Raw genomic sequence first — 23,730 nt, 5'->3', positions numbered from 1 at the left:
AGCGCAAACAGGGCACACTCGGGGGCACACTCGAACAGTCGGGGCACAGTCGGAGGTAGCGATGGAGGGCAACGAACAGCTCGCTGCCCTGATGCGCGAGGCGGGATTCCTGAAGGACGACGGTTCGGTCGGCCTGAAGGTGTTCGCACGAGCAGTCGGCCGCCAGGCGGGCCGCACCTTCACGCACACCTACGTCCGGCGGTGGCTCGGCGGCATGGTGCCCCGCGACGAGCAGACGCGCCGGGCGATCACGACCGCGCTCGCTGAGCGGCTAGGCAGGCCGGTCGCACAGCATGAGGTGGGCTTCGGCGGTCCGCGGAAGATCTCGGCGGATCTCGGGTTGACCTATCCGGACGACGTCTCGGACGGGATCGCCGCGCTGACCGGGCTTTGGCAGGCTGACCTGGACAACGTCTCGGCGCTGCTGACGGCGCCCGCCAACATCGCGGCCTGGAGCGAGACGTCCCTGTCATGGTTGGTCACCACGCGACAGGACATGATCAATGGCACCGGGAAGCGGCGCGTCGGGCCTGCGGACATCGCGGGCCTTCGCGACACGACGATGATGTTCGACCGCCTCGACGGCCAGCACGGCGGCGGCCACGCACGCCGGGCGCTCGTCGAGTTCCTGCGGACGGATGTCGCCGCGCTGCTGGACGGCACGTACTCCGAGGAGACCGGGCGACAGCTGTATGCGGAGGCCGCGCAAGCGACGCTGCTCGCGGCGTGGATGTCCTACGACTCCGGCCTGCACGGACTCGCTCAGCGGTACTTCATCCAGGCACTACGGCTCGCGGAGTCGACGGGAGACCGCCTGCTTGGTGCGTCCATTTTGGACGCGATGAGCCACCAGGCAACCTTCCTCGGCAGGTATCGGGAAGCCGCGAACCTCGCCCGCGCGGCGCGGATGGGCACGGAGACGGCCGGATCGGCTAGCGCGCTCGCGCACTTCTACGCGATGGAAGCACGCGCACTCGCGCGACTCGGCGACGTCGCGGGTTGCGATCAGGCGATGGCGGGCGCGGTACGCGAGTTCGAGCGCCGGAACCCGGACAACGACCCGGCGGACTGGTTCGGCTACTTCAACGACTCGGAGCTTGCCGCCGAACTGGGGCACTGCAACCGCGATCTCGGCCGGGCAGTCGACGCGTCCACCTACGCCTCGCAGTCGCTCGGACCCACGGCCAGCGGTTACGTGCGAAGCGACTTCTTCGCCACGATGGTTCTCGCGGACGCCTACATGGACCAGGGCGAGGCGGAACAGGCTTGCGAAGTCGCGTTGGAAGCGCTGCAAATTGCCGAACGGCTGAAGTCGGCGCGGTGCGGCTCCTACGTGGATGAGTTCCGCGCGCGCCTGTCCCGCGTGGGCAAGACGGCCGCGGTCGCGGACTTCATCGAGCAGGCATCGGAAACGCGGCTCTGGACCCCGGACGACGCTAGAAGGGCGCCCAGTCGCGGCGGCTTCCCCCTGTCCTGATGGCCTCGATGCGCTTGCGCACCTCGGCGGCCGCGCCCTCGTCGGCCACGGCCTTTCCGCACAACCACAGGGTCATCGAGATCTCTCGGTACTCGGCGAGCACCGGGTATCCGGGCCACGTCATCACGTCGAACCCGTAGACCTCGACGAACTGGCGGTACTCCTCCTCGGTGTGCCAGGCGAAGCGCTCGAAGAACAGCGCGGTCTGCACCAGGTCCCACTCCCGCGGACCGGTACAGAAGCTGTCGAGGTCGATCAGGAGCGGGTGGCCCTCGCGGTCGAGGATCACGTTGCCCACGTTCGCGTCGCCGTGGATGACGCCCGGCTTCAGCGCGAAGTCCAACGCTTCGTACCTGCTCCGCAACTGCTCGATTCGCTCGCGCATGAACGCGGCATCGGCGCCGTCGACGCGCTCAAGGTCGGGCAGGTACTCGTCCAGCTTGGCGAACGGCTGGATCCGAGGCAGCGCCAGCGATGCGGGCGCCTCCAGCTCGTGAAGACGGCGGATCAGCTCCGCCACCTGCGCGAGTGGCGCGTACTCCTCCCGCTCGGAAGCCGACTCCCACAACGTCGATACGTGCCCGTCCAGCTCGACCGGCTGGTCGACGTCGAGGGCCCTCGTCGCCGGGTAGTTCTCGCTCGCGAGCCAGCGCGCCACGGCGACCTGCCTGCGCGCGTTCTCGACGGTCTCGCCGTCACGGCCGATACGGACGATGACTGGCTTGGCCAGGCGGTACACGGCGTTCGAGCCGATGCGGATGAGTTCGGCGCCGGCCGGATCGAGGCCGACCCGCTCGCAGACGGCGACCAGCGTTCGATGCGCTGTCTCCTCGGTCAAGGCTCGTGCCTTCGTCAACCCGCTGCCCCTTCACTCCGGAGGTCTCATCCCGCGTGCCCAGTGTTCCACGCACGGCGAACCCCCGGCCGGGTCGTCAGCGCGTCTTCCGGGACCGTTCCAGAGAGAGGGCATGGACGAAATCCAGGATGAGACGTTCCACTGCACGAGCCGTGCGAGTGGCCGACTCGAAGCTCTTCGGTAGTTCTCGCACCTCTCGGTCGCCCAGTGCGGCAAGCTCGGGGTTGGCGCCGAGCACTGCCCGCAGGGGCTCCGAGGTCTCGTCCAAGGCGTAGATCGCGGATCGAAGTTGTTCGGTCAGGGCGCGCAGCCGAGCAGCTTGCGCACGGAATGCCAGGACCTCACGCCAAGCCTGTAGCCGCTCCTCGGCGGCCTGGTCCGGCCGGTCCGTGCCGGGCTGCTCCGACTGGCTGACCTCGGGCGGCTGCTCGTCGTCGAGGTTGCCGCTGAGGAGGTCCAGCACCAGCGCCGCATGGTGATCCAGGCAGCTGAACCACATGTCCTCGCGCAGGTCGAGGACGTAGAGCTGAGCTGGCCGCTCACACCTCACGCACTGAATCGGCCCGTCGGCGGCCGGAACCAGCCCGCTCGGGAACTCCCGCCAGGCAGGCGGTTGTGTCACGACGTTCACCACAAATCCTTCCGTTGGGCGTGCTCGGCGGATTGAACCGCAGGTCCTGGAGAGAGTTGGTCGGCGATTCCGCCTCACCGCGACCTACCACGCCTAGGAGCGATCGTCTGCGACGTCCGGCGTTCCTGGCTGCGCCTCGTCGTGCGGCCCGCGGTCGCCGTGGTGGTCTGCCTGTTCGCCGCAGGTGGCCTCTGCGTCGTACGTGACGTAGGTGCCCTTGGACCTCACTGTCGCGACCAAACCCCGCTCTCGCAGACGCTCAATGGCGTGCCGAGCGGTGCCCAGGGCGACGCCGAACACCTGGGAGAGCTTGACCTCGCCCGGGAACTGCTCGTACAGACGGAAGTGCCCTTGGGTGATCAGCCCGGCGAGATGGTCGGCGAGCCTGTCATAGAGGTAGGCCGGGGCTCCACTATCCGGGTCGAACGCGGGAAGCTGGTCGTCCGTTGCGTCGTCGCTCATCTGGCTCATGTACCTTCCGTGAGTCGTCCGGCCTGCCGCGGTCTATAGCGTTCTGACCTGCGCGTTCGGCGAGGAACTACAAGGAAGGATGCTACATAGCACTTGCTATATACAGCAAGTACTCATAACTATGGTCTTTAGTGCCAGGACTGGCCATGGTTGCCGACGTGACGGTCAAGACCCCAGAGTCCGAGGAGTTCGGCGCCCGCGTGCGCGCTGCGCGCGAGCGGATCGAGGGCCTGACTCAGGAGCGGATGGCGCACGCAAGCGGCCTCACGGCGAGCTACTACTCGAACCTTGAGCGCGGCCTCGCGAACCCGACGTTCGACGTCATCGTGACGATCGCCGATCAGCTGGGCGTCGACCCCGGGGAGCTGATGCGCGGGTTAAAGCCCTCCGGCCTGCGGAAACGCGGGCGGGGCTGAACTGCGTCGTACCGGTGTAACTAGAGCCGCCAATCACTAGAGACCCCAGTCGCAGTGGACACTTTCAGCTAGTCAGATTGAAACGATGACGTTCTGTTCAGCTTTCGCGATGAAAGCCTAGACAAGCTCCCACGATCGCTAATTACTGAACACTCCGAGGTTCATCAATCTAAACCCCATCGCGTCGACACTGACGTCGAACTCTTTTGCTATTGCCGTCACAAACTCTTCTCGCGAAGAATGCCCAAAGCTTAGCTGTCTTCTAATCGCTTCCATCATGAGAGTCCGCGGCATCAGCAGTTCAGCAGCGAAGCCGTTTGCCTCGATCTCTTCAAGATTAGTAGCTTGGCTGGATAGATCGTCGCGCTTGTTGATCATCATTACAGACTGATCCACAATAAGCGGCTTTCCATCATGAAGTAGCCAATGTCCGAGTTCGTGCGCGATCGTGAATCGTTGCCGCTTAGGGGAATGTCTGCTGTTAATTCCGATCATGACACTTCCTCTTTGCCTCAAGAGGAAGCCGGACTCGCTCCAGTCGGCAGCTCGTCGCACGACTGCAATACCCTGATTCACTGCCATCTTCTCGACCGGCACAGGAGGAGCGACGATTCCCCATTGCGATAGAAGTCGTTCAGCTTGCTGAACCGCATCACGTCGCATCATTCTCCGCCTACCTCTCCCATGGCTCGGCGAATCGTCGCAGTGACAAATTCTTGGGAGGTTTCCGAAAGTTCACTTAGGTCGAAATCTGGCGCAGAAGCTCGTGCGATTTCATTCAACTCTTCACCGCTGGGCAGCAGCTCGTCGTATGGCAATTTGAGCGTTTGCGCAATTAATACGATTACATGAGCAGGCGCATGCTGTCGACCAGCTTCTATATTTGCCACCGAAGAGCGCGTGAGCCCGATGGCGTCACCCAGACCGGTTTGACTCCACTCAGCCTGTTTTCTCGCATTCCTGACCCGGATGCCGACCTCTACATACAGTCGTTTGATCGCGTCCCTAGACCAGGTCATGCCATCTCCACGCCCGAACTTGCAACCCGTACGGACGTACCGTAACGCCCAAAGGGTTTGGCTGGCAAACGGACAACCATCTCCGCTGGTCAGACGCGTCACATGCGTGGTTGACCATCCGGACTCCGTCAGCTAGGGTCTCGTGCCAACGGATCGATCGACGGTCCGTCAGTGAGACAAACATAAGGAGCAGCATGGCAAAGAACACGGGGAACGGATCGCGTGTCGGCGCGGTCCGCGGGCGCAGCCAGGTCATGAACCCGAAGACAGGGGAATGGACCAAGCGGGGAGAGGGCGGCCGGTTCCTGGACGGCAAGAAGGACGGGCAGCCCTTTAAGGGTGTACGGAAGGAGAAGTAAGTCATGGCGCGGAAGCAGTACTTCGTGGTGCCCAATGGCACGAACTGGCAAGTGAAGCATGACTCGCGGGTGCTGTCACAGCACGCGATCAAGTCGACGGCCGTGGACGCTGGCGTGAAGGTCGCGAAGGCTAATGCCCCGAGCCAGCTCAAGATCATGCGGCAAGACGGCACGATCGAGGATGAGCGCACCTACGGGGGCGACCCGTTCCCCCCGCGCGGCTGACGCTGCCAATGAGACAGAGGACCACGCCGGTCACGACGGCGTGGTCCTCTGTTATGTCGCACCGTAACGCATGTAAGCAACACCAGCTAGGGGCACATGCCGCACTTTGCCATCCTGTGCCTCACAGTCGGTCTCCGATGGCAAAGACATGGCAACGGGTCGGTTCACCGCGTCGAACGTGCTGCTCAGAGCGGTTTCGCTGGCCACTCTGTACGCCGCGAGGAGCTGGACTCACGCTGGAGGAGCTGGGCGACATCACAGGACTGAGCTCCCGGGAGCCTGGATCGGGTGACGCAGCTCATCCACGACTCGGAAAAGTGACGATCGCAGCTAATGGGACGCTCCCTGCGATATCCACGACCGCACACCGCTCCCTACGGAGCCACACGCTCAATGAGCACCCACTTGGTTCCGCGCGCCTCGCCCAGCACAGGGGCGCCCCATCCCGCCGGCCACGTGGAGTCGTGCACCGCGTCCTGGGTCACCCTGGCGCCGGTGAAGTCCCATGCGGCTGCCTTGCTGAGCGTGCCGCCGAACCCGGCGCCCCCGGTGAAGGTCACGCCGTCGAACGAGGCGTGCCCGGTGAAGGTCGCGTCGTCGAACGAGGCGTCCCTGGTGAAGGTCGCGCGGGTGAACGAGGCGTACCCGGTGAAGGTCACGCCGTCGAACCAGGCGTCCCCGGTGAAGGTCACGCCGGTGAACGAGGCGCCCCCGGTGAAGGCCGCCTCGTCGAACGAGGCGCCCCTGGTGAAGGTCACGCCGGTGAACGAGGCGCCCCCGGTGAAGGTCACGTCCTCGAACGAGGCGTGCCCGGTGAAGGTCACGCCGCCGAACCAGGCGCCCCCGGTGAAGGTCACGCCGGTGAACGAGGCGTCCCCGGTGAAGGTCACGTCCTCGAACGAGGCGTGCCCGGTGAAGGTCACGCCGTCGAACCAGGCGCCCCTGGTGAAGGTCACGCCGGTGAACGAGGCGTCCCCGGTGAAGGTCGCGTGGGTGAACGAGGCCTCCCCGGTGAAGGTCGCGTCGTCGAACGAGGCGTCCTCGGTGAAGGTCGCGTCGGTGAACGAGGCGTCCCCGGTGAAGGTCACGCCGGTGAACCGGCCAGTTCGCACTCGGCAGTGTGACAGGTTAATCCCAGTGAGGACGGCGCCGGTGAGGTCGAGATCCAGATCGGCCCAGAAGGTCTGGAGTGGCCGCCGGGGGTTGTCGCCGACCTGGAGGTGGCGTTCGAGGATTCTCTGCGCGGTGAGGCGGACCTCGTGTTCCTGGCGGCGCAGCTGGTCACTGGCCCGCTGCGCGGCGGCCGTGGTTCCGGCCAGCCGGACTGGGCGGCGCGTCTGTCGGGAGGTCCCTGGTCGAGGGCTGACGTTCTGTGGTGGCGCGGGCGGCGGGGTGTGGGGCATGCGCAGGTAGGCGCACAGCACGTTAACGATGGTCTGCCGCTGGTCGGGGTTGTCCTGGGCCAGGCGCTCGAGGGCGTAGAGCCCGCCGAGCCGGACCGCGCCTTTGTCCGAGCCGAGTTGCTCAACCGCCTTGGTGTAGAGCTCGGTGATCCGCCGGGAGGTCGCGTCCTGAATGGTGTGCGCGCCGGTGATCTCGCTGGTGCGCTGGCGGCGGAAGGTCAGCAGCAGCGCCACCGCACCGCCGGTGCCCGCCGCAGTCGACAACGTGATCTTGACGATGTCGATCCGGTCGCTCGGACCTACTCCAGGCCCGGCGAGATGGGTGGCCACGACGTACACCAGCCACGTCACGACCACCACCAGCACCAAGGCCGGCAACAGCAGCCAACCCGAGATCGGTCTCAACTCCCTGGGCTGATTCCGAGAGCGGCGCCATCGCGGTAGTCCGAATCTCATGCCCGGGTACATCGCTGTCAGCCCTCGTCGCGTCACAGGGTGTGTGATCCGGTCCCGCGCGCCTCCAGGTGGGTACTGATCAAGCCGAGTGCTGATCAGGATCTCTGTGACCGCTCCCCAGACTGTCGGTTCGTCTCAGTTGCCGTCTCATTCCTCTTAGACCTTCGAGGGATACAACGGGACGCGCGTCCCCTGTGACCTGCACATTCCTGTCAAGAGGACCGTCGCGCACCCTGCACCCAACAGCTTGTAAACAGCAGGTCAGGGGTTCGAGTCCCCTAGTCGGCTCTTCGCACCTCAGGCGTTCACGTACGCCAGTACCGCCAGCACCCTTCGATGTCCGCTGTCCGACGGGGGTAGGTCCAGCTTCCGGAAGATGTTGCCGATGTGCTTCGTCACCGCTCGTTCGGTCACCACCAGCTGGCGGGCGATCGCGGCGTTGTCGTGGCCCTGCGCCATCAGGTGCAGCACTTCCCGCTCCCGCGCCGTCAGGGCGTCCAGCGGGTCGCGCCGGTTCATCAGCTGCGACACCACCTCCGGGTCCAGCGCGGTACCCCCGCCGGCCACCCGGTTCAGCGCGTCCAGGAACTCCTCCACCCGGCCGACGCGGTCCTTCAACAGGTAACCGATCCCGCTCGCGCCGCTGGCCAGCAGCTCCGTCGCGTACGTGTGCTCGACGTACTGCGACAGCACCAGGATCGGCAACCCGGGCAGCTTTTCCCGCGCCTCGATCGCCGCCCGCAGGCCCTCGTCGCGGAACGTCGGGGGCATCCGGACGTCGAGCACGGCGATGTCCGGCCGGTGCTCCAGCAACGCGGGCACGATCTCCGGGCCGCTCGCGACTATCCCCACGATCTCGTGCCCGGCCGTGCGCGTCAGCAGGGCGATGCCCTCCCGCAGCAACGCGTTGTCCTCGGCGATCACTATCCGCACGGCAGCAGCACCTCGATCGTCGTTCCTCCGTCGGCGGGACTTTCGATCCTGGCGGTGCCGTCCAGCGCGGCCACCCGCCGGCGGATGCCGGCCAGTCCCGTTCCGCCGGCGGCGTCCGCGCCGCCCTGCCCGTCGTCGCGCACCAGCACCCGCAGGTGCTGTCCCTGCCGCGAAACCGCCACCTCGGCGTGCCGCGCGGCGCTGTGCTTGGTCACGTTCGTCAGCCCCTCGGCCACGACGAAGTACGCCGCCGCCTCGATCGGCGCGGGCGGGCGCGGCAGGTCCTCCTGGATGTGCACGGAAACCGGCACGCGCTGCCCGCTCGCGAGCGCGTGCACCGCCCCGCCGAGCCCGCGGTCGGCGAGGATCGGCGGGTAGATGCCGCGGATCACGCCCCGCAGGTTGCCCAGCGAGTCCTCGATCCCGGTCCGCGCGTCCCGCAGCAACGTCCGCACCATCTCGGGGTCCGCCCGCAACGCCCGCTCCGCCAGCCCGAGCCGCACCGCGACCGCCACCAGCTGCGCCTGGATCCCGTCGTGCAGGTCACGCTCGATGCGGCGCAGCTCCGCGCCGTGCGACTCCAGCGCCTCGGTCCGCGTCTCGGTGAGCCGTTCGACCTCCTGCGCCAGCAGGTCCCGATCGGACGGTCCGAGCAGCGCCCGGGCCAGCCACGCCTGCGCCCGCGCGGCGAGCGGTATCAACCACCACAGCATCGCGCCGTACAACGCGGCCATCACGAGCGGCAGCGTGAGCGCCTGCGGCCAGGTCCGGACGTCCCACACGAACGCCGAGACCGAGCCCGGCGGCAGGAGCCACCACCACAGCGGCAGCGTCACGTTCTGCACGATCGCCGGCCACAACGCCACCGCCGTCACGCCGAGGAACGTGCCGAACACCCCGTGCACCACGATCCACGCCACGTCGCGCCACGTCGCGGAGTCCCGCACGGGCGCGACGCGGCGGTAGGGCGACGGCAGCTTGACGCGCTCGCGTTCGAGGTCCGCCACGAACCGCAGCGGCCCGGCGGCGGCGGGCACCAGTGGCAGGGCGAGCACCAGCAGCGGCACCGCGAACAGCCCGAGCAACGCCGGCACGGCGGTCAGGAGGCCGCCGACCAGCGCCCCGGTGGCGTCGGCACTGCGTCTGATCGCTTTCTTCATCCGGCTCCCCTGGCCTGGGACGATGCCGCTGAACTCTACTGGGCGCCCCCGCCGTGGTGTACCTGGCTACACCCCCGGTTCGGGACTCAGCGCCAGTGTGCCGTGCCCGGCTCCTCCCTAGCGTCGGAAGTACTTCCACGACAGGGAAAAGAGACGACGATGACCACGGTCGAAGACGGCCTCGTCTGCGCGGTGCGGATGGAGTCCGTGAGCAAGGTCTACGGCAGCGGTGAGACGGCGGTGCGGGCGCTGGACCGCGTGTCGATCGGCCTGCGGCGAGGCAGTTTCACGGCGCTGATGGGTCCGTCGGGCTCCGGCAAGAGCACGTTCCTGCACTGCGCCGCCGGTCTGGACCGGCCGACGTCGGGCCGGGTGCTGCTGGGCGACACGGAGCTGACGGGGCAGCGGGAGGCCGCGCTGACCGAGCTGCGCCGCAACCGCATCGGGTTCGTGTTCCAGGCGTACAACCTGCTCGACGCGCTGACCGTCGAGCAGAACATCGTGCTGCCGCTGCGGCTCGCGAACCGGCCGTTCGACCCGGAGTTCCTGGCCGAGGTGGTGCGGTCGGTCGAGGTGAACGTGCCGCTGGACCGCAGGCCCGGCAAGCTCTCCGGCGGCCAGCAGCAACGCGTGGCGATCGCGCGGGCGCTGGTCACCCGGCCGGACGTGATGTTCCTGGACGAGCCCACCGGCGCGCTGGACACCCGTACCGCGCGGCAGGTGCTGAGCACGTTGCGGCAGACGGTGAACCGCTGGGGGCAGACCGCGTTGATGGTCACCCACGACCCGGTCGCGGCGTCCTACGCGGACTCGGTGGTGTTCCTGGCGGACGGCCGGATCGCGGGCGAGGTCGGCCCGTCGTCGCCGGAGGCCATCGCCGAGCACATGACCCGCCTCGGGGAGTGGTGAGCCGTGTTCTCCTTGGCCTGGAAGACGATCCGCGCCCGGCGGGGCTCGTTCGCCGCCGCCTTCGTCGCGGTGTTCTGCGGTTCCGCGTTGATCACGGCGAGTGGGGTGCTCCTCGACTCCGGGTTGCGGTCCGGGATCGCGCCCGAGCGCTACGCGGCCGCGCCGGTCGTGGTGGCGGCGGGGCAGGACGTCTCGTTCGGACAGCGTTTCGCGGAACGGGTTCCGCTGTCCGTCGAGCGCGTCGCCGACGTCGCCCGCGTGCCCGGGGTACGGGCGGCTGTGGGTGACGTGAGTGTGCAGGCGGGGTTGCGCGGGCCGGACGGGAGCGTTCCGGTGGTCGTGCACGGCGCGTCCTCGGCGCAGCTCGAAACGGGACTCGTCGACGGCCGGATGCCTGCCGCCGCCGACGAGGTCGCGCTCGCGGGAGCTCACGTCGGTGACACTGTCTCACTCGCGGTCGGTGCGATCGCGTCCCCTTACCGGGTGGTCGGTACCACCGGATCCGGTGCTTTCGTCACCGACGAGCAGGCCCGCACGCTCTCCGGCCGACCGGATCGGGTGGACGCCGTCGCCGTGCTCGCCGACCCCGGAACCGACGCCGACGGGCTCGCGGCCCGGATCCGGCAGGCGGTTCCCGGCGCGGACGTCCTCACCGGCAACGACCGCGCGGACGCGGAGTTCCTCGACGTCGGCGCGGCGCGCTCGTTCCTCGTCCTGATCGCCGGTTCGTTCGGCGGCACCATGCTGATCATCGTGCTGCTCGTGGTCGCCAGCACGCTCGGCCTCACGATCCAGCAGCGGCGCCAGGAGTTCGCGCTGCTACGGGCGATCGCGGCGACGCCGAAGCAGGTTTCCCGGCTGGTCGCGACGGAGACGCTCCTACTGTCCACAGTGGCCGCTGTCCTCGGCGCGCTGCCGGGTGTCGGGCTGACTTTCCTGCTGCGGCACGCACTCGCCGGATACGGTGCCGTGCCGGAGAACTTCCAGTTCGTCCTCGGCCCGCTGCCCGTCGTCGCGGCGGTGGTGACCTCCGTGGTTGCCGCACTGGGAGCGGGGCTGATCGCGGCGCGGCGGGCGGCGCGGGTCAGCCCGGTCGCGGCGCTCGGCGAGGCGAAGGTGGAACCGCCGACGCTCGGCAGGGCCCGGCTGGTCCTCGGCTGGTCGCTCATCCCGCTCGGCGTCGCGCTGAGCGTGGGGCTGCCGATGACGGTCGGCGGTGACGCGGCCACCGGCGGCGCGGCCGGTTCGGTGCTGGTGCTGGTGATCGCGGTGGCGTTGCTCGGGCCGCGGTTGCTCACCGCGACGGCCGGGGTGCTCGGCCGGCTGGGGCTGGGTTTCCTCGCCGAGGCGAACACGCGGGCCCGCTCGCGGCGCGTCGGTTCCGCCACCACCCCGCTGATCATGGGCGTCGCGCTGGCCGCGGTGCAGATCTTCACGCTCACCACCACCGACGGCGCCGCGCAGCGCCAGGCCGAAGACGGTCTGCTCGCCGACCGCGTCCTCGTCGCGCAGGGCGGGATCGCGCCCGCGGTGGCCGACGCCGTGCGGCGGACGCCGGGCGTGACGGCCGCGGTGCCCGTGGCGCACACGCAGGTGCTGGTGAACTACCAGGAGATGGGCGACCCGGCGACGGAGTCGTACGCCGCGCAGGGCGTCACGCCGGACGGGCTCGGCTCGGTGCTGAACCTCGACCTGCGGCGCGGCAGCCTCGACGCGCTCACGGACGGCACGGTGGCGGTGAGCCAGTTCGCCGCCGGGACGTTCGGCGTGGACGTGGGCTCGACGTTGTCACTGCAACTCGGTGACGGAACTCCTTACCAGGCAAGGGTTGTCGGGATTTACGGCAACGGTCTCGGTTTCGGGGACCTGACGCTGCCGCACGACGTCGTCGTCGCGCATACCACCAGCCGACTCGACGACGAGATCCTCTTGGCGGGCACCGACTTCAGCGCGCTGAACGGGATGCTCGCGAACTACCCGGAGATCCAGGCCACCGACGCGCTCCAGGCCGCCCAGCGGGATGACGGGCAGTCGTCGGTCACCCTGCTGCTCAACCTGGTGCTGCTGGCGTTCATCGCGATCGCGGTGGTGAACATCCTGGTGCTCGCCACGGCCGCGCGAGTGCGCGAGTTCGCCCTGCTGCGGCTGGTGGGGGCGAAACCGCGGCAGGTGCGCTCGATGATGCGCGGCGAAGCGGCCGTCGTGGTGGTGGCGTCGGTGGTGCTCGGTTCGCTCGTCGCGGTGCCGCCGCTCGTCGGCATCAGCCTCAGCGTCACGGGGTTCGCCTTGCCGACAGTACCTCCGCTGCTCTACCTCGCCATCGTGGCCGTCGCGGTCGCGCTCGGCTGGGGCTCCATCGCACTGCCCGCCCGTTTCGCCCTGCGCCCGGCCCCCGTGGCCGCCATGCGCGTCGGCGAATGACCGTCCACAGGAGACAATCGTGAAACTGCACATCTTCATCCGCCGCCACAAGCTCATCACGTTCTTCGTACTGGCCTTCGCGCTCAGCTGGCTGGCCTGGATCCCTTACGTGCTCTCGAAGCAGGGACTCGGGGTCGTGCCGCTGGACTTCCCCGAGCTGCTGGGCACCACGCAGCTGCTCGGCGTCCTGCCGGGTGCCTACCTCGGCCCGATCCTGTCGGCGTTCATCGTCACCGCGGTCGCCGAAGGCAGGCCCGGGCTGCGGCGGTGGACCGGACGGCTGCTGCGGTGGCGCGTCGGCTGGCGCTGGTACGTGGCGGTGCTGCTCGGCGTTCCGGTGGTGCTCGCGGTGACGACCATTCCGTTCACCGGCGCGATTGCCGCGCCGTCGGCGACCGCGCTGGCCGCGTACCTGCCCGCGCTGGTGCTGCAGCTGCTCACCACGGGGCTCGCGGAGGAGCCCGGCTGGCGGGACTTCGCGCTGCCCCACCTGCAGCCGCGGTTCGGCGCGCTGCGCGGCACGCTCGTCCTCGGGCCGCTGTGGGGCGCCTGGCACCTGCCGCTGTTCCTGACCGAATGGGGCGGCTGGCCGCACGTGCAGTGGGAGACGCCGCTGGAGTTCATCGCGGCCGCCACGGCGTTCAGCTTCGTGATGACGTGGGTGTTCAACCGGTCGGGCGAGAGCCTGCCGGTCGCGATGGTGCTGCACACCAGCGTGAACAACTACTTCTCGGTGATGTGGTCGGACATGTTCCCGGGGCTCGGACCGCAGGACACGTCCCGGGTGCTGCTGGTCGCGTCGGCGGTCGTCGCCGTGGTGATCATCGCGCTGACCCGCGGACGGCTCGGTTACCGCCAGGAGGCGATCGTCACCAGCACGGCCGACGGGTTGCGCAAGGTGGATAGCATCGCGAAGTGATCCCGAGACTCGGCTCCCTGCTGGCTGCGGCGCTGTTGCTGGCCGCCTGCTCGGCGGGAGCCGATCCCGGTGCCTACCAGTTCGTCTCGCCGGATGGCAAGACGCGGCTGACCTACGAGCCGGCCGAGCGGCACCGCATCGGGGAGGTCGCCGGGGAGAGCGTCGCCGAGCCGGGGAAGCGGCTCGACCTCGCCGACTACGCCGGGAACGTCGTGGTGCTGAACATCTGGGCGTCCTGGTGCCCGCCCTGCCGGGTGGAGACCTACGAGCTGCGGAAGCTCGCGGACAGCACGGCCGGCCTGCCGGTGCGGCTGCTCGGCATCGACGTGCGCGACGGGCGTGACAGCGCCGCCGACTTCGTGCGGAACTTCCAGATCGGCTACCCCTCGATCGCCGACCCCGGTCAGCGGGTCGGCCTGGCGCTGCGGGGGATTCCGCTCGCCGCGATACCGATCACCGTCGTCGTCGACAGGCAGCAGCGGGTCGCCGCCGTGTACATCGGGCAGGTGCTCGCGTCCGACGTCCTGCCGGAAATACAGCGGGTCGCCGCTGAACCGTGATGATCGTTCCCCCGTGTGGGGATCATGGCCATCACGTTCGGGCTGGACATAAGCCACTACCAGAACGCGGCGCTCAGCCTCGCCAAGGCGCGGGCCGAGGGCTGCGAGTTCGTGTTCCTCAAGGCCACCGAGGGTGCGACGATCACCGACTCCGCCTTCACGGCCAACCTCGCCGAAGCCCGCGCCGCCGGGATGCTCGCCGCCGCCTACGTGTACCAGCGGTCGGACTCCTCGGCACAGGCGCACGTCGACCGGGTCGCCCAGGTGGTGCCAAGGGACGTGCCGGTGATACCGGATGTCGAATCCGGTTCGGGAGATGTCGCGCTCACGCGGCAGCTCGTCGACCGGCTCCGCGTCGCGGGGTACCGCGTGCCGCTGCTGTACCTGCCGCGCTGGTACTGGCAACAGCTCGGCTCGCCGTCACTGGCCGGATTGCCGCCGCTGTGGTCGAGCCGTTACCCGGACACCGCCGTCGGCAGCCTGGCCGAACAGTGGGCGAAGGTCCCGGCCAGTTACTGGGACGGCTACGGCGGGCTCGACGTCGCCGTCCTGCAGTTCACCAGCTCCGCCAGCATCGCGGGCTACTCGCCCCTCGACGCCGACGCCTTCCGCGGCACTCGCGACGAGCTCGCCGCCGTGCTCGGCGACGCGCCCGTGACGAACAACGATGAGGAGACCACCATGCTCGTCCCCGCCGGTACCGACGAACACATCGTCCTGCCGTGCGCCGGCCGCCCCCTCTACTGGTACCTGTACACGGCGTACGGCCGGCGCGTCACGGTGCACCAGTGCGCATACGTCATGCCGACGGACCCGAACTCGCCCTACGCCGAGTACGTACCGGACGCCGGCTGGGGCTCGGGCACGGTCGAGGACCACGTGTTCGACCCGGACCGCCCGGGCCCGATCGCGATCCCCCGCCATCCCGACGGCCGTCAGCCGGTCGGGGTTTCCTTGCGCTACACCGCCGACCACGCCTTCACCGCATACGTGGGCTGAGAAGTTCGCCTAACGGCGCACGATCACCGTGAACGGGCCGACCACTCGTTGTGCGAACTCCGGTGCCTCGAAGACCTGCGGCGAGAACGACACGTCGTCGACACGGATGTCCGGTGTGCGGGGGAAGACGTCGGTCACCACGCCGGTCGTCAGTGCGCCTCCGGAGTTGCGCAGCACGAACACGTTCGGCGGCGGCTTCGGGTTCGTGTCGAGGCGGGACAACAGCTCGGCCGGGGTCGTGGACGTCGCCCATTGGCGGATCTCCGCGTTGCGCTCGTCGTAGTCCGCGAGCGGGTTCGCGTACTGCTCGCTGGTGTGCTGGAAACCCCAGTACGGCTGGTACGACAACAGATACCCGTTGGCGGACAACACGATCTCGTCCGTCGGCGGCTTGCCGGACAGGTCGTTGATCGCGCTGATCAACTGCCCCGCCCACGCCCTGTCCTCGTCGGGATTGTGCTGCCCGCGCGCGTTCACACCCGTCGGGTACGAGTCGGACTCCGCGGCCTGCAGCCCCTCGCGAACGCTGTCGGACACGCCCGTCTGCGTGAGCACGACCGCCGCGCCCGACGCGACCACCAGTGCCACCGCGGGAACGGGCACCCGGCGCACCAGTTCGACCGCGGCGAACACCCCGGCCACCGCGAGCGTCACGTCCAGCGGCACGATCACCCGGAACGCCAGCAGCGTCGTGTGCGCGGCGAGGGCGAGCGTCGACGCCGCGAACCAGACGTACACCAGCGCCGTGATCGCGAGCAGCGGGAACGCGAGCCGGTCCTGGCGCGCCCGCACCAGCAGCCACACCAGACCCGCCAGGCACAGCACGCCGAAGACGCTGCCCGGCAGGAACGGCGTCGGGAACGACACCGACTTCGCGGGCAGGTGGTGGGCCGCGATGTTCGGTTTCCCCAGCCCGCCCGCGAGCAGGTACGGGCCCCACGTGACCAGCGCGAGCGGCGCCGCCACGCCCGCGATCACCGCCCCCCGCCGCACGACCGCGGCCCACTGCCGCTCCAGGAGTCCGGCGATCACGGCGAGCGCGACCACCACCAGGACACCGAAGAAGAAGTTCAGCGTGTACGTGACCGCCGCGATCCCGAGGTACCCGCCGACGACCGCCAACGGCCAGAACCGCACGCCGTCGCGCTTGCGCAGCAGGCTCCAGGCGAGCACGGCGACCGGCGGCAACCACGCCGAGGTCGGCCACGCGTACGGCTCCTCCACCCCCTGCGACAGGAACCCGGTGAAGATCGTCGCGACCGAGGCGAGCAGCGCGAGCCTGCGCCGCACGACGAGGCTCCACAACGCGAACGCCACCACGGGCGTGATCGCGAGCCACGTGATCGCGTACGGCTTGTACGCGGCCCAGCCTTCCAAGCCCACGACGTTCGCGAAGCGGCCGCCGAGCCAGAACCAGCCGGCGGGGTAGTACGGCGGCAGGTCGGCGTAGTTCATGTCGGCGAGCCCGAGACCGGACGCCATCCGCTCCATGTACTGCAGCCGGAACGGGTTGTCGACCGAGGCGCCGTAGAGGTAGTAGCGCGTCGCCTGCAACGGAAGCGCGAGCATCAGCGTGGCGAGCGCACTGAGCGCGGCCCACGCCCCGCCCGTCCGGAGCCAGGGACGAAGCCGGGCGTCGCGGCGGAACGCCAGCACCCCGAAGACGACCACGACGAGCACGGTGCTCGCGAGCACCATCAGTGCCTGCGGGACGTACGTGCCGGGAGTGATGTGCAGCCGTCCCGCGGCCGCCTGCAGCACGAGGCTGAGCAGGGCCGCGAAGACCGCGCCGAGTACGAGTTCCGCGGCCCACCTGCCGGGGCGCAGCCGAGGACCGGCCGGCGCCGGGGCCGGCCGGACGTCCTGCGCGGTCAGTTCGCGGCCTGCCGCAGGACCTCGCGGATGACGAGCCGCGCGGTGGGTTTGATCGTGTGCCAGTACCAGTCGGCCCAGCGGTAGGCGACCGCGTCGGTGGTGGTCGCGCGTGCCTCGAAGGTCACCAGGGTCTGCTCCTCGCCGTACGGCCGGTGGACGAAAGCGATCGCGATCGTACCGCGACGAGGACGGGAGAACGTCGGGAACTCCTGGGCGCTGACCTGCTGCCAGTCGGAGAACGAGGTCCAGAACCGGCCCGCCGTGCCGAGCACGATCTCCTCGTCCTGCCGCCTGCCCAGCTCCGTCCAGCGGCCGTTGGCGAGGATCTCGTCGAAACCGGGCGCGCACTCGTGCGGCCGCAGGGGCACCGGCACGCCGAACGACCAGTCGAAGACCTCCGGCAGCACGGAGAACCGTTCGTAGGTCTCTTCGGGCCGGGCGTGCACGAGCAGGTGTTCCCGCAGCATGAAGTCGTAGTGCGGCGTGAACTGGTCCAGCAGGGTCGTGGGTGCTGCGTTCTCGACGGTCACGGCGTCCGCTCCTTCTCGTGCCCGCTCGGGGTCCTCGTGACATTGCGCCATATAGCGGGTAACCACGAAGAGGGCCGAAAGTCCTCGGGCCCGAGGGGGCGTTTTACGCCGGACTACCGCTTGGTGATCCTCCCGAGCGCACGGACCACCGCCGTGCACCGGTCTTCGACGTACGTCAGCCCGGCTTCCTCCGCGATCCGCCGCGCCTCGGGCGACACGATGCCCTGCTGCAGCCACAGCGTCTTCGCGCCGATCGCGACGGCCTGCCGCGCGATCTCCGGCGCCTCGGTGGCGGGACGGAAGACGTCGACGAGGTCGACCGGCTCGGGGATGTCGGCGAGCGAGCGGTAGACCCGCTCGCCCAGCAGCACGTCGGCGGACGGGTGGACCGGGATCACGCGGAACCCCGCCGCCTGCAGGTTCGCCGGCACGGAGTGCGCGGCCTTCGCGGGGTTCCGGCTCAGCCCCACCACGGCGATGGTGTTCGCGGCGGCGAGGGCGCGTTCGGCAAGGTCCGCCATACTACGAACAACTCCGCAGGTCGAGCGGGAATTCCGGGCGTTTTGCGCCGCAGCGTCGCGGGTAGTCCACGGACGGTAGGAGAGGAGCCCGTCGTGGACACGAACGCCTATGTGGCTTACCTGGTGGTGGGGATCCTGATGGTCGTGATCGACGGTCAGATCATCTACCACAGCGGTAAGCGGTACCTGGAGAACTCGCGGGGGAACCCCGAGGCCGAAGCGTCGATGACCCGCCTCATCACGGTGCTGTTCCACCTGGTGGTGCTGGGGGCGCTGGCGCTGCTGTCCACCATCCCGTTCCCCGGGGGCAGCTCGCTGCCGTCCGTCGTCGGGCGGCTCGGGGTGACGCTGCTGATCATCGCGGTGGCGCACGGTGTCGCGATCAGCGTGCTCGCCCGGCAGCGGGAGGAGCAGGCCGTGGAGGACTACAACACCCGGGTCGTGGAGAGCCGCGCCCCGGTGGACCGCCAGCTGGCCGAACCGACGGTGCAGCCGGTGCCGGGGCAGGAGGGCCGCATGGCCCGCGTCAGCCCCAACCTGGAACAGGGCGGCCCCTACACCTCCGGCGACGGTCGTCTGTAAGGAAGTCTCGCTGGATCGGCTTGCTGGCCGGTGCGGGTAGCGGAACCTGAGGCGGCTTCTCACTCCGGGATCTCGAACTCATGAACGCCGGTTCACCACGTTCGAGCTGTCCTCGCGAGAAGCCGCCTCAGAACCCGCGGCGGCGCAAGCTGACAGCCCGCGGCAAGCGGCTCCGCCGCTTCGAAAAGCACATTCGCAACAACCACCGCCCTGGCTGGGCCCCCTCTCCGGCCAGGGCGGTGTCATGAGCAGACCGCGCCCTGGGCGGCGGAGCCCACCAGCGCCGAGTACTTCGCCAGCACGCCCGTCCGGCGCGGGGCCGGGGGTGCGGTCCACCCCTCGCGCCGCCGGTCCAGCTCGGCCGGGTCGACCAGCACGTCGAGCGTCCGCGTTTCCATGTCCAGCACGATCGGGTCGCCGTCGCGCACGAACGCGATCGGACCGCCGTGCGCCGCCTCCGGGGCGACGTGGCCGATGCACAGGCCCGTCGTGCCGCCGGAGAACCGGCCGTCGGTCAGCAGCAGGACGTCCTTGCCCAGCCCGGCGCCCTTGATCGCGCCCGTCACCGCCAGCATTTCCCGCATCCCCGGCCCGCCCCGCGGACCCTCGTAGCGGATCACCACGACGTCGCCGGGTTCGAGCGTGCCGAGCGCGTCCATCGCGGCCTTCTCGCCGTCGAAAACCCTTGCCCTGCCTTCGAAACGCGACGAGTCGAAGCCGGCGCTCTTGACCACCGCGCCCTCGGGGGCGAGCGACCCGTGCAGGATCGTGATGCCGCCCGTCGGGTGGATCGGGTCGGCCAGCCTCCGCAGCACCTCGCCGTCCAGCTCCGGCGGGGCCAGTTCGGCGAGGTTCTCCGCCAGCGTCTTCCCCGTGACCGTCACGCAGTCGCCGTGCAGCAGGCCCGCGTCCAGCAGCGCCTTCATCACCACGGGCACCCCGCCGACGCGGTCGACCGCCGTCATGACGTGCCGCCCGAACGGCTTCACGTCCGCCAGGTGCGGCACGCGGTCACCGATGCGGGTGAAGTCGTCGAGCGTCAGCTCCACCTCGGCCTCGTGCGCGATCGCGAGCAGGTGCAGCACGGCGTTCGTCGAGCCGCCCAGCGCCATCACCACGGCGATCGCGTTCTCGAACGCCTCGCGTGTCAAAATGTCCCGCGCCGTCAGCCCCGCGGCGAGCAGGCCCACCACGGCTTCGCCGCTCTCACGCGCGAACCGGTCGCGCCGCCGGTCCACCGACGGCGGGCTCGCCGACCCCGGCAGCGACATGCCCAGCGCTTCGGCCGCGCACGCCATCGTGTTCGCCGTGTACATCCCGCCACACGCGCCCTCGCCGGGGCAGATGGCGCGCTCGATCTTGTCGACCTCCTCGCGCGAGATGAGCCCTCGCGCGCACGCGCCGACGGCCTCGAACGCGTCGATGATCGTGACTTCGCGGCCGTCCACCGTGCCCGGCAGGATCGAGCCCGCGTAGAGGAACACCGACGCGACGTCGAGCCGGGCGGCGGCCATCAGCATCCCGGGCAGGCTCTTGTCGCAGCCCGCGAGCAGCAGCGCGCCGTCGAGCCGCTCGGCCTGCATCACGGTCTCGACGGAGTCGGCGATGACCTCCCGCGAGACCAGCGAGTAGTGCATCCCCTCGTGTCCCATGGAGATCCCGTCGGACACGGAGATCGTGCCGAACTCCATCGGGAACCCGCCGCCGGCGTGCACGCCCTGTTTGCCCGCCTGCGCGAGCCGTTGCAGCGAAAGGTTGCAGGGCGTGATCTCGTTCCACGACGACGCGATCCCCACCTGGGGTTTCGCGAAGTCGTCGTCGCCCATGCCCACTGCCCGGAGCATGCCGCGGGCGGCGGCGCGCTCCAGACCATCGGTCACGTCCCGGGATCGCGGCTTGAGGTCGGCCATAGGAGCACGATAGGCCGGAGATCCACTCTCTACACAACGTTGACGTTGCGCGAGGAAGTGTAGACAATCGAATCATGACGATGGTGTCATTCGATCGGGAACCCGGCTCCTACCGGCACTGGAAGCTGCGCGTCGAGCCGCCGATCGCGTGGCTCGAACTCGACGTCGACGAGCACGGCGGGCTCGTCGAAGGCTACGAGCTCAAGCTCAACTCCTACGACCTCGGCGTCGACATCGAGCTGTACGACGCCGTGCAGCGCCTGCGCTTCGAGCACCCCGAGGTCGGCGCCGTGGTCATCACCAGCGCCAAGGACAAGGTGTTCTGCGCGGGCGCGAACATCCGGATGCTCGCCTCGTCCTCGCACGAGTGGAAGGTGAACTTCTGCAAGTTCACCAACGAGACCCGCAACGGCATCGAGGACGCCACCGAGAACTCCGGGCAGGTCTACCTCGCCGCGGTGAACGGCAGCTGCGCCGGCGGCGGCTACGAGATCGCGCTGGCCTGCGGGAAGATCCTGCTGGTCGACGACAACTCCTCGACCGTCGCGCTGCCGGAGGTCCCGCTGCTCGGCGTCCTGCCCGGCACCGGCGGCCTCACCCGCGTGACGGACAAGCGCCGCGTGCGCAAGGACCGCGCGGACGTTTTCGCCACCCGCCCGGACGGCGTCAAGGGGAAGACCGCGGTGGACTGGCGGCTGGTCGATGAGCTGGTGCCGCGCCAGGAGTTCCGGGAGGTCGTCGCGGCCCGTGCCCGCGAGATGGCCCGCCCTCGCGGTGGCGAGGGCATCCGGCTGGAACCACTCGACCGGACGGTCACCGACGACGAGATCCGCTACCCGAACGTCACGGCGAAGCTCGGCGAGGGCACCGTCGAGATCACCGTCCACGGCCCGCGCGGCGACGACTGGCTGCTCGCCATGACCCGCGAACTCGACGACCTGATCCTGCGCCTGCGGACCAACGAGCCCGAGCGCGGCACGTGGGTGTTCCGCACCGAGGGCGACCCGGAGGCCGTGCTGGCGCACGAGCGGCGCGTGCTCGGCGCGGGGGACTGGCTGTCGAACGAGATCGTGCACTACTACAAGCGCACGCTGAAGCGGCTCGACGTCACCAGCCGCAGCCTGTTCGCCCTCATTGAGCCCGGGAGCTGCTTCGCGGGCCTGCTGCTGGAGCTGGCGCTGGCGTGCGACCGGCAGTACCTGCTCGACGGGCCTCCGCTCGACGACGAGGACAGCGAAGAGCGCGCGTCGATCGTGCTCACCGAGGCCAACTTCGGCGCCTTCCCGATGGGCAACGGGCTGTCGCGGCTCGAATCCCGGTTCTACGGCGAGCCCGAGCACCTCGACTGGCTCAAACGGGAGCGCGAACGCCCGCTGACCGCCGCCGACGCCGTGGAGCTGGGCCTGGTCACCGACGCGCCCGACGACATCGACTGGGAGGACGAGATCCGCCTCGCGCTGGAGGGCCGCGCCGCGCTGTCCCCCGACGCGCTGACCGGAATGGAGGCCAACCACCGGTTCGTCGGGCCGGAAACCATCGAGACCAAGATCTTCGGGCGGCTCACCGCCTGGCAGAACTGGATCTTCACCAGACCGAACGCCTCCGGGCCCGAGGGCGCGCTGCGCCGCTACGGCACCGGGCAGCAGGCCACCTTCGACCGCAAGCGGGTGTGAACGATGCCGGAGAAGATCGACTACGACAGCAAGATCCCCAACAACGTCGACCTCGCCGACGACCGGCGGCTGCAGCGGGCGCTGGAGGGCTGGCAGCCGAAGTTCATGAACTGGTGGGCCGAGATGGGGCCCACGCTCGAAACCCAGGGCGTCTACCTGCGCACCGCGGTCAGCGTCGGCCGCGAGGGGTGGGCGCACTTCGACCACGTCAACGTGCCCGACTACCGGTGGGGCATCTTCCTCTCCGAACGCGACCCGGACCGCCGCATCGCCTTCGGGCAGCACAAGGGCGAGCCGGTGTGGCAGCAGGTGCCGGGCGAGTACCGCGCGGACCTGCAACGGCTGATCGTGATCCAGGGCGACACCGAACCGGCCTCGGTGGAGCAGCAGAAACTCCTCGGCCTGACCGCGCCCTCGCTGTACGACCTGCGGAACCTGTTCCAGGTCAACGTCGAGGAGGGCAGGCACCTGTGGGCGATGGTCTACCTGCTGCACGCGTACTTCGGCCGTGAAGGCCGCGAGGAAGCCGAAGCGTTGCTGCACCGCAACTCCGGCAGCCCCGACGCGCCACGCATCCTCGGCGCGTTCAACGAGGAGACCGCGGACTGGCTGGCGTTCTACATGTTCACGTACTTCACCGACCGCGACGGAAAGTATCAGCTGGGCACGCTCAAGGAGTCCGCGTTCGACCCGTTGTCACGCACGTGCGAGTTCATGCTCAAGGAGGAGGCGCACCACATGTTCGTGGGCACCACCGGCGTCGACCGGGTGGTGCAGCGCTCCGCCGAGCTGATCCGCGAGCACGACACGATGGACATCGCGTCGCACGGCGGCATTCCGCTCGACGTGATCCAGCGGTACCTGAACTTCCACTACACCGTGTCGCTGGACCTGTTCGGCAGTGAGACCTCGACCAACGCGGCGAACTACTACACCGCCGGGCTCAAGGGCCGCTGGATGGAGACGCGGCGCAAGGACGACCACCAGCTCTTGGATGACTCCGCGATGCTTCCGTTACCGCGCGACGACGGCACGTGGGAGTCCGAGGAGATGCAGCGGATCCTGCTGTTGAACCTGGACCTGCGCGGGGAGTACATCGCCGACTGCGAGTCGGGGATCAAACGGTGGAACCGGATCCTCGACGACGCGGGGATCTCGTTCCGGTTCGCGTTGCCGCACCCTGGTTTCAACCGCCACGTCGGCATAAACTCCGGCCACCACATCACGCCGGACGGGACGATCGTGGACGAGCAGACCTGGCAGGACGGACGGAAGCACTGGCTGCCGACGGACGAGGACCTCGCGTTCGTCCGGTCGCTGATGCGGCCGGTGTACGAGCGCGGGAAGATCGCGAGCTGGGTCGCGCCGCCGCGCCAGGGGATCAACGGCAAGCCCTTCGACTACGAGTACGTGTACCTCTAAGGG

General features: G+C 69.1%; 24 protein-coding genes. 12 read left to right on the top strand and 12 right to left on the bottom strand.

Annotated elements, in window-relative coordinates; genetic code table 11:
• Window positions 1-61 precede the first annotated feature (61 nt).
• Window positions 62-1,477, top strand: a complete 1,416-nt coding sequence (locus FHX82_RS10485) for an NsdA family TPR-like regulatory protein (RefSeq protein WP_145937550.1) — start codon at window positions 62-64, stop codon at window positions 1,475-1,477.
• On the opposite strand, the gene FHX82_RS10480 is transcribed toward FHX82_RS10485, so the two are convergent.
• The 3 genes from FHX82_RS10480 to FHX82_RS10470 all read right to left on the bottom strand — a co-directional run bounded on the left by FHX82_RS10480 (window position 1,437) and on the right by FHX82_RS10470 (window position 3,435).
• Window positions 1,437-2,315, bottom strand: coding sequence for an aminoglycoside phosphotransferase family protein (locus FHX82_RS10480; protein WP_229881246.1), 879 nt, complete (start codon window positions 2,313-2,315; stop codon window positions 1,437-1,439). The genes FHX82_RS10485 and FHX82_RS10480 overlap by 41 nt on opposite strands.
• A gap of 94 nt (window positions 2,316-2,409) precedes the next feature.
• Window positions 2,410-2,964, bottom strand: a complete 555-nt coding sequence (locus FHX82_RS10475) for a hypothetical protein (RefSeq protein ID WP_145937548.1) — start codon at window positions 2,962-2,964, stop codon at window positions 2,410-2,412.
• A gap of 93 nt (window positions 2,965-3,057) precedes the next feature.
• Window positions 3,058-3,435, bottom strand: coding sequence for a winged helix-turn-helix domain-containing protein (locus tag FHX82_RS10470; protein WP_260171891.1), 378 nt, complete (start codon window positions 3,433-3,435; stop codon window positions 3,058-3,060).
• Window positions 3,436-3,581: 146 nt separating this feature from the next.
• Between FHX82_RS10470 and FHX82_RS10465 the strand changes: the two genes are divergently transcribed.
• Window positions 3,582-3,851 (top strand): helix-turn-helix domain-containing protein, encoded by a 270-nt coding sequence (locus tag FHX82_RS10465; RefSeq protein WP_145937547.1) that lies wholly within the window; start codon window positions 3,582-3,584, stop codon window positions 3,849-3,851.
• Between the two features lie 138 nt (window positions 3,852-3,989).
• Here FHX82_RS10465 and FHX82_RS10460 read toward each other — a convergent pair whose 3' ends face one another.
• Window positions 3,990-4,517 (bottom strand): ImmA/IrrE family metallo-endopeptidase, encoded by a 528-nt coding sequence (locus tag FHX82_RS10460; protein ID WP_145937546.1) that lies wholly within the window; start codon window positions 4,515-4,517, stop codon window positions 3,990-3,992.
• A complete protein-coding gene (locus FHX82_RS10455; protein ID WP_145937545.1) occupies window positions 4,514-4,870 on the bottom strand; it encodes a helix-turn-helix domain-containing protein in 357 nt (118 codons plus the stop codon). Before FHX82_RS10455 ends, FHX82_RS10460 begins: the two co-directional genes overlap by 4 nt.
• 194 nt (window positions 4,871-5,064) lie before the next feature.
• Here FHX82_RS10455 and FHX82_RS10450 point away from each other — a divergent pair, with 194 nt between their 5' ends.
• On the top strand, window positions 5,065-5,229 hold the full coding sequence (locus FHX82_RS10450) for a hypothetical protein (RefSeq protein WP_183176545.1): 165 nt from the start codon (window positions 5,065-5,067) through the stop codon (window positions 5,227-5,229).
• Between the two features lie 3 nt (window positions 5,230-5,232).
• The gene (locus tag FHX82_RS10445) at window positions 5,233-5,454 is read left to right on the top strand and encodes a DUF2188 domain-containing protein (protein ID WP_145937544.1); all 222 of its coding nucleotides are present in this window, start codon (window positions 5,233-5,235) and stop codon (window positions 5,452-5,454) included.
• Between the two features lie 374 nt (window positions 5,455-5,828).
• Here FHX82_RS10445 and FHX82_RS10440 read toward each other — a convergent pair whose 3' ends face one another.
• From FHX82_RS10440 to FHX82_RS10430, 3 genes are all read right to left on the bottom strand, one after another.
• Entirely contained in the window at window positions 5,829-7,262 is a 1,434-nt protein-coding gene (locus FHX82_RS10440) for a pentapeptide repeat-containing protein (RefSeq protein WP_183176544.1), read from the bottom strand.
• A gap of 348 nt (window positions 7,263-7,610) precedes the next feature.
• The gene (locus tag FHX82_RS10435) at window positions 7,611-8,246 is read right to left on the bottom strand and encodes a response regulator transcription factor (protein ID WP_183176543.1); all 636 of its coding nucleotides are present in this window, start codon (window positions 8,244-8,246) and stop codon (window positions 7,611-7,613) included.
• Entirely contained in the window at window positions 8,237-9,406 is a 1,170-nt protein-coding gene (locus tag FHX82_RS10430; protein ID WP_145937542.1) for a sensor histidine kinase, read from the bottom strand. The genes FHX82_RS10435 and FHX82_RS10430 overlap by 10 nt, the downstream gene beginning before the upstream one ends.
• A 159-nt stretch (window positions 9,407-9,565) precedes the next feature.
• Here FHX82_RS10430 and FHX82_RS10425 point away from each other — a divergent pair, with 159 nt between their 5' ends.
• The 5 genes from FHX82_RS10425 to FHX82_RS10405 are packed head-to-tail and all read left to right on the top strand — an operon-like array spanning window position 9,566 to window position 15,214.
• Window positions 9,566-10,315 carry an ABC transporter ATP-binding protein gene (locus tag FHX82_RS10425; RefSeq protein ID WP_145937541.1) on the top strand — a complete coding sequence of 250 codons (750 nt, stop codon included), beginning with the start codon at window positions 9,566-9,568 and terminating at the stop codon, window positions 10,313-10,315.
• 3 nt (window positions 10,316-10,318) lie between these two features.
• Window positions 10,319-12,736, top strand: coding sequence for an FtsX-like permease family protein (locus FHX82_RS10420; protein WP_145937540.1), 2,418 nt, complete (start codon window positions 10,319-10,321; stop codon window positions 12,734-12,736).
• Between the two features lie 19 nt (window positions 12,737-12,755).
• Entirely contained in the window at window positions 12,756-13,655 is a 900-nt protein-coding gene (locus tag FHX82_RS10415; RefSeq protein WP_229881244.1) for a CPBP family intramembrane glutamic endopeptidase, read from the top strand.
• A complete protein-coding gene (locus FHX82_RS10410) occupies window positions 13,652-14,215 on the top strand; it encodes a TlpA family protein disulfide reductase (protein WP_229881242.1) in 564 nt (187 codons plus the stop codon). The genes FHX82_RS10415 and FHX82_RS10410 overlap by 4 nt, the downstream gene beginning before the upstream one ends.
• Before the next feature lie 24 nt (window positions 14,216-14,239).
• Window positions 14,240-15,214: a glycoside hydrolase family 25 protein gene (locus FHX82_RS10405; protein ID WP_145937538.1), complete on the top strand. Its 975-nt coding sequence runs from the start codon at window positions 14,240-14,242 to the stop codon at window positions 15,212-15,214.
• 9 nt (window positions 15,215-15,223) lie between these two features.
• On the opposite strand, the gene FHX82_RS10400 is transcribed toward FHX82_RS10405, so the two are convergent.
• From FHX82_RS10400 to FHX82_RS10395, 3 genes are all read right to left on the bottom strand, one after another.
• On the bottom strand, window positions 15,224-17,089 hold the full coding sequence (locus tag FHX82_RS10400) for an arabinofuranosyltransferase (RefSeq protein ID WP_260172073.1): 1,866 nt from the start codon (window positions 17,087-17,089) through the stop codon (window positions 15,224-15,226).
• A complete protein-coding gene (locus tag FHX82_RS36895; RefSeq protein WP_229881239.1) occupies window positions 17,086-17,619 on the bottom strand; it encodes a hypothetical protein in 534 nt (177 codons plus the stop codon). The genes FHX82_RS10400 and FHX82_RS36895 overlap by 4 nt, the downstream gene beginning before the upstream one ends.
• A 113-nt stretch (window positions 17,620-17,732) precedes the next feature.
• A complete protein-coding gene (locus tag FHX82_RS10395) occupies window positions 17,733-18,140 on the bottom strand; it encodes a CoA-binding protein (protein ID WP_145937536.1) in 408 nt (135 codons plus the stop codon).
• Window positions 18,141-18,233: 93 nt separating this feature from the next.
• On the opposite strand from FHX82_RS10395, the gene FHX82_RS10390 reads away from it, so the two are divergent.
• Entirely contained in the window at window positions 18,234-18,722 is a 489-nt protein-coding gene (locus tag FHX82_RS10390; protein WP_145937535.1) for a hypothetical protein, read from the top strand.
• Window positions 18,723-18,964: 242 nt separating this feature from the next.
• On the opposite strand, the gene ilvD is transcribed toward FHX82_RS10390, so the two are convergent.
• Window positions 18,965-20,632, bottom strand: a complete 1,668-nt coding sequence (ilvD, locus tag FHX82_RS10385; protein ID WP_145937534.1) for a dihydroxy-acid dehydratase — start codon at window positions 20,630-20,632, stop codon at window positions 18,965-18,967.
• A gap of 74 nt (window positions 20,633-20,706) precedes the next feature.
• Here ilvD and boxC point away from each other — a divergent pair, with 74 nt between their 5' ends.
• Together boxC and boxB are read left to right on the top strand one after the other, a co-directional pair.
• Window positions 20,707-22,305, top strand: coding sequence for a 2,3-epoxybenzoyl-CoA dihydrolase (gene boxC / locus FHX82_RS10380; RefSeq protein ID WP_145937533.1), 1,599 nt, complete (start codon window positions 20,707-20,709; stop codon window positions 22,303-22,305).
• A 3-nt stretch (window positions 22,306-22,308) separates the two neighbouring features.
• Window positions 22,309-23,727 carry a benzoyl-CoA 2,3-epoxidase subunit BoxB gene (gene boxB / locus FHX82_RS10375; RefSeq protein ID WP_145937532.1) on the top strand — a complete coding sequence of 473 codons (1,419 nt, stop codon included), beginning with the start codon at window positions 22,309-22,311 and terminating at the stop codon, window positions 23,725-23,727.
• Window positions 23,728-23,730 lie beyond the last annotated feature (3 nt).

It is taken from the genome of Amycolatopsis bartoniae (assembly GCF_014191255.1).
Taxonomy (GTDB): Bacteria; Actinomycetota; Actinomycetes; order Mycobacteriales; family Pseudonocardiaceae; genus Amycolatopsis_E; species Amycolatopsis_E bartoniae.
This window is presented reverse-complemented; position numbering and strand designations above follow the sequence as displayed.

What these genes read in the sequence shown, in the direction of transcription:
- FHX82_RS10485 (WP_145937550.1), top strand. Translation starts at nt 62, where the DNA reads ATGGAGGGCAACGAACAGCTCGCTGCCCTGATGCGCGAGGCGGGATTC.
- FHX82_RS10470 (WP_260171891.1), bottom strand. Translation starts at nt 3,435, where the DNA reads ATGAGCCAGATGAGCGACGACGCAACGGACGACCAGCTTCCCGCGTTC.
- FHX82_RS10465 (WP_145937547.1), top strand. Translation starts at nt 3,582, where the DNA reads ATGGTTGCCGACGTGACGGTCAAGACCCCAGAGTCCGAGGAGTTCGGC.
- FHX82_RS10460 (WP_145937546.1), bottom strand. Translation starts at nt 4,517, where the DNA reads ATGATGCGACGTGATGCGGTTCAGCAAGCTGAACGACTTCTATCGCAA.
- FHX82_RS10455 (WP_145937545.1), bottom strand. Translation starts at nt 4,870, where the DNA reads ATGACCTGGTCTAGGGACGCGATCAAACGACTGTATGTAGAGGTCGGC.
- FHX82_RS10450 (WP_183176545.1), top strand. Translation starts at nt 5,065, where the DNA reads ATGGCAAAGAACACGGGGAACGGATCGCGTGTCGGCGCGGTCCGCGGG.
- FHX82_RS10445 (WP_145937544.1), top strand. Translation starts at nt 5,233, where the DNA reads ATGGCGCGGAAGCAGTACTTCGTGGTGCCCAATGGCACGAACTGGCAA.
- FHX82_RS10430 (WP_145937542.1), bottom strand. Translation starts at nt 9,406, where the DNA reads ATGAAGAAAGCGATCAGACGCAGTGCCGACGCCACCGGGGCGCTGGTC.
- FHX82_RS10425 (WP_145937541.1), top strand. Translation starts at nt 9,566, where the DNA reads ATGACCACGGTCGAAGACGGCCTCGTCTGCGCGGTGCGGATGGAGTCC.
- FHX82_RS10405 (WP_145937538.1), top strand. Translation starts at nt 14,240, where the DNA reads ATGGCCATCACGTTCGGGCTGGACATAAGCCACTACCAGAACGCGGCG.
- FHX82_RS10395 (WP_145937536.1), bottom strand. Translation starts at nt 18,140, where the DNA reads ATGGCGGACCTTGCCGAACGCGCCCTCGCCGCCGCGAACACCATCGCC.
- ilvD (WP_145937534.1), bottom strand. Translation starts at nt 20,632, where the DNA reads ATGGCCGACCTCAAGCCGCGATCCCGGGACGTGACCGATGGTCTGGAG.
- boxC (WP_145937533.1), top strand. Translation starts at nt 20,707, where the DNA reads ATGACGATGGTGTCATTCGATCGGGAACCCGGCTCCTACCGGCACTGG.
- boxB (WP_145937532.1), top strand. Translation starts at nt 22,309, where the DNA reads ATGCCGGAGAAGATCGACTACGACAGCAAGATCCCCAACAACGTCGAC.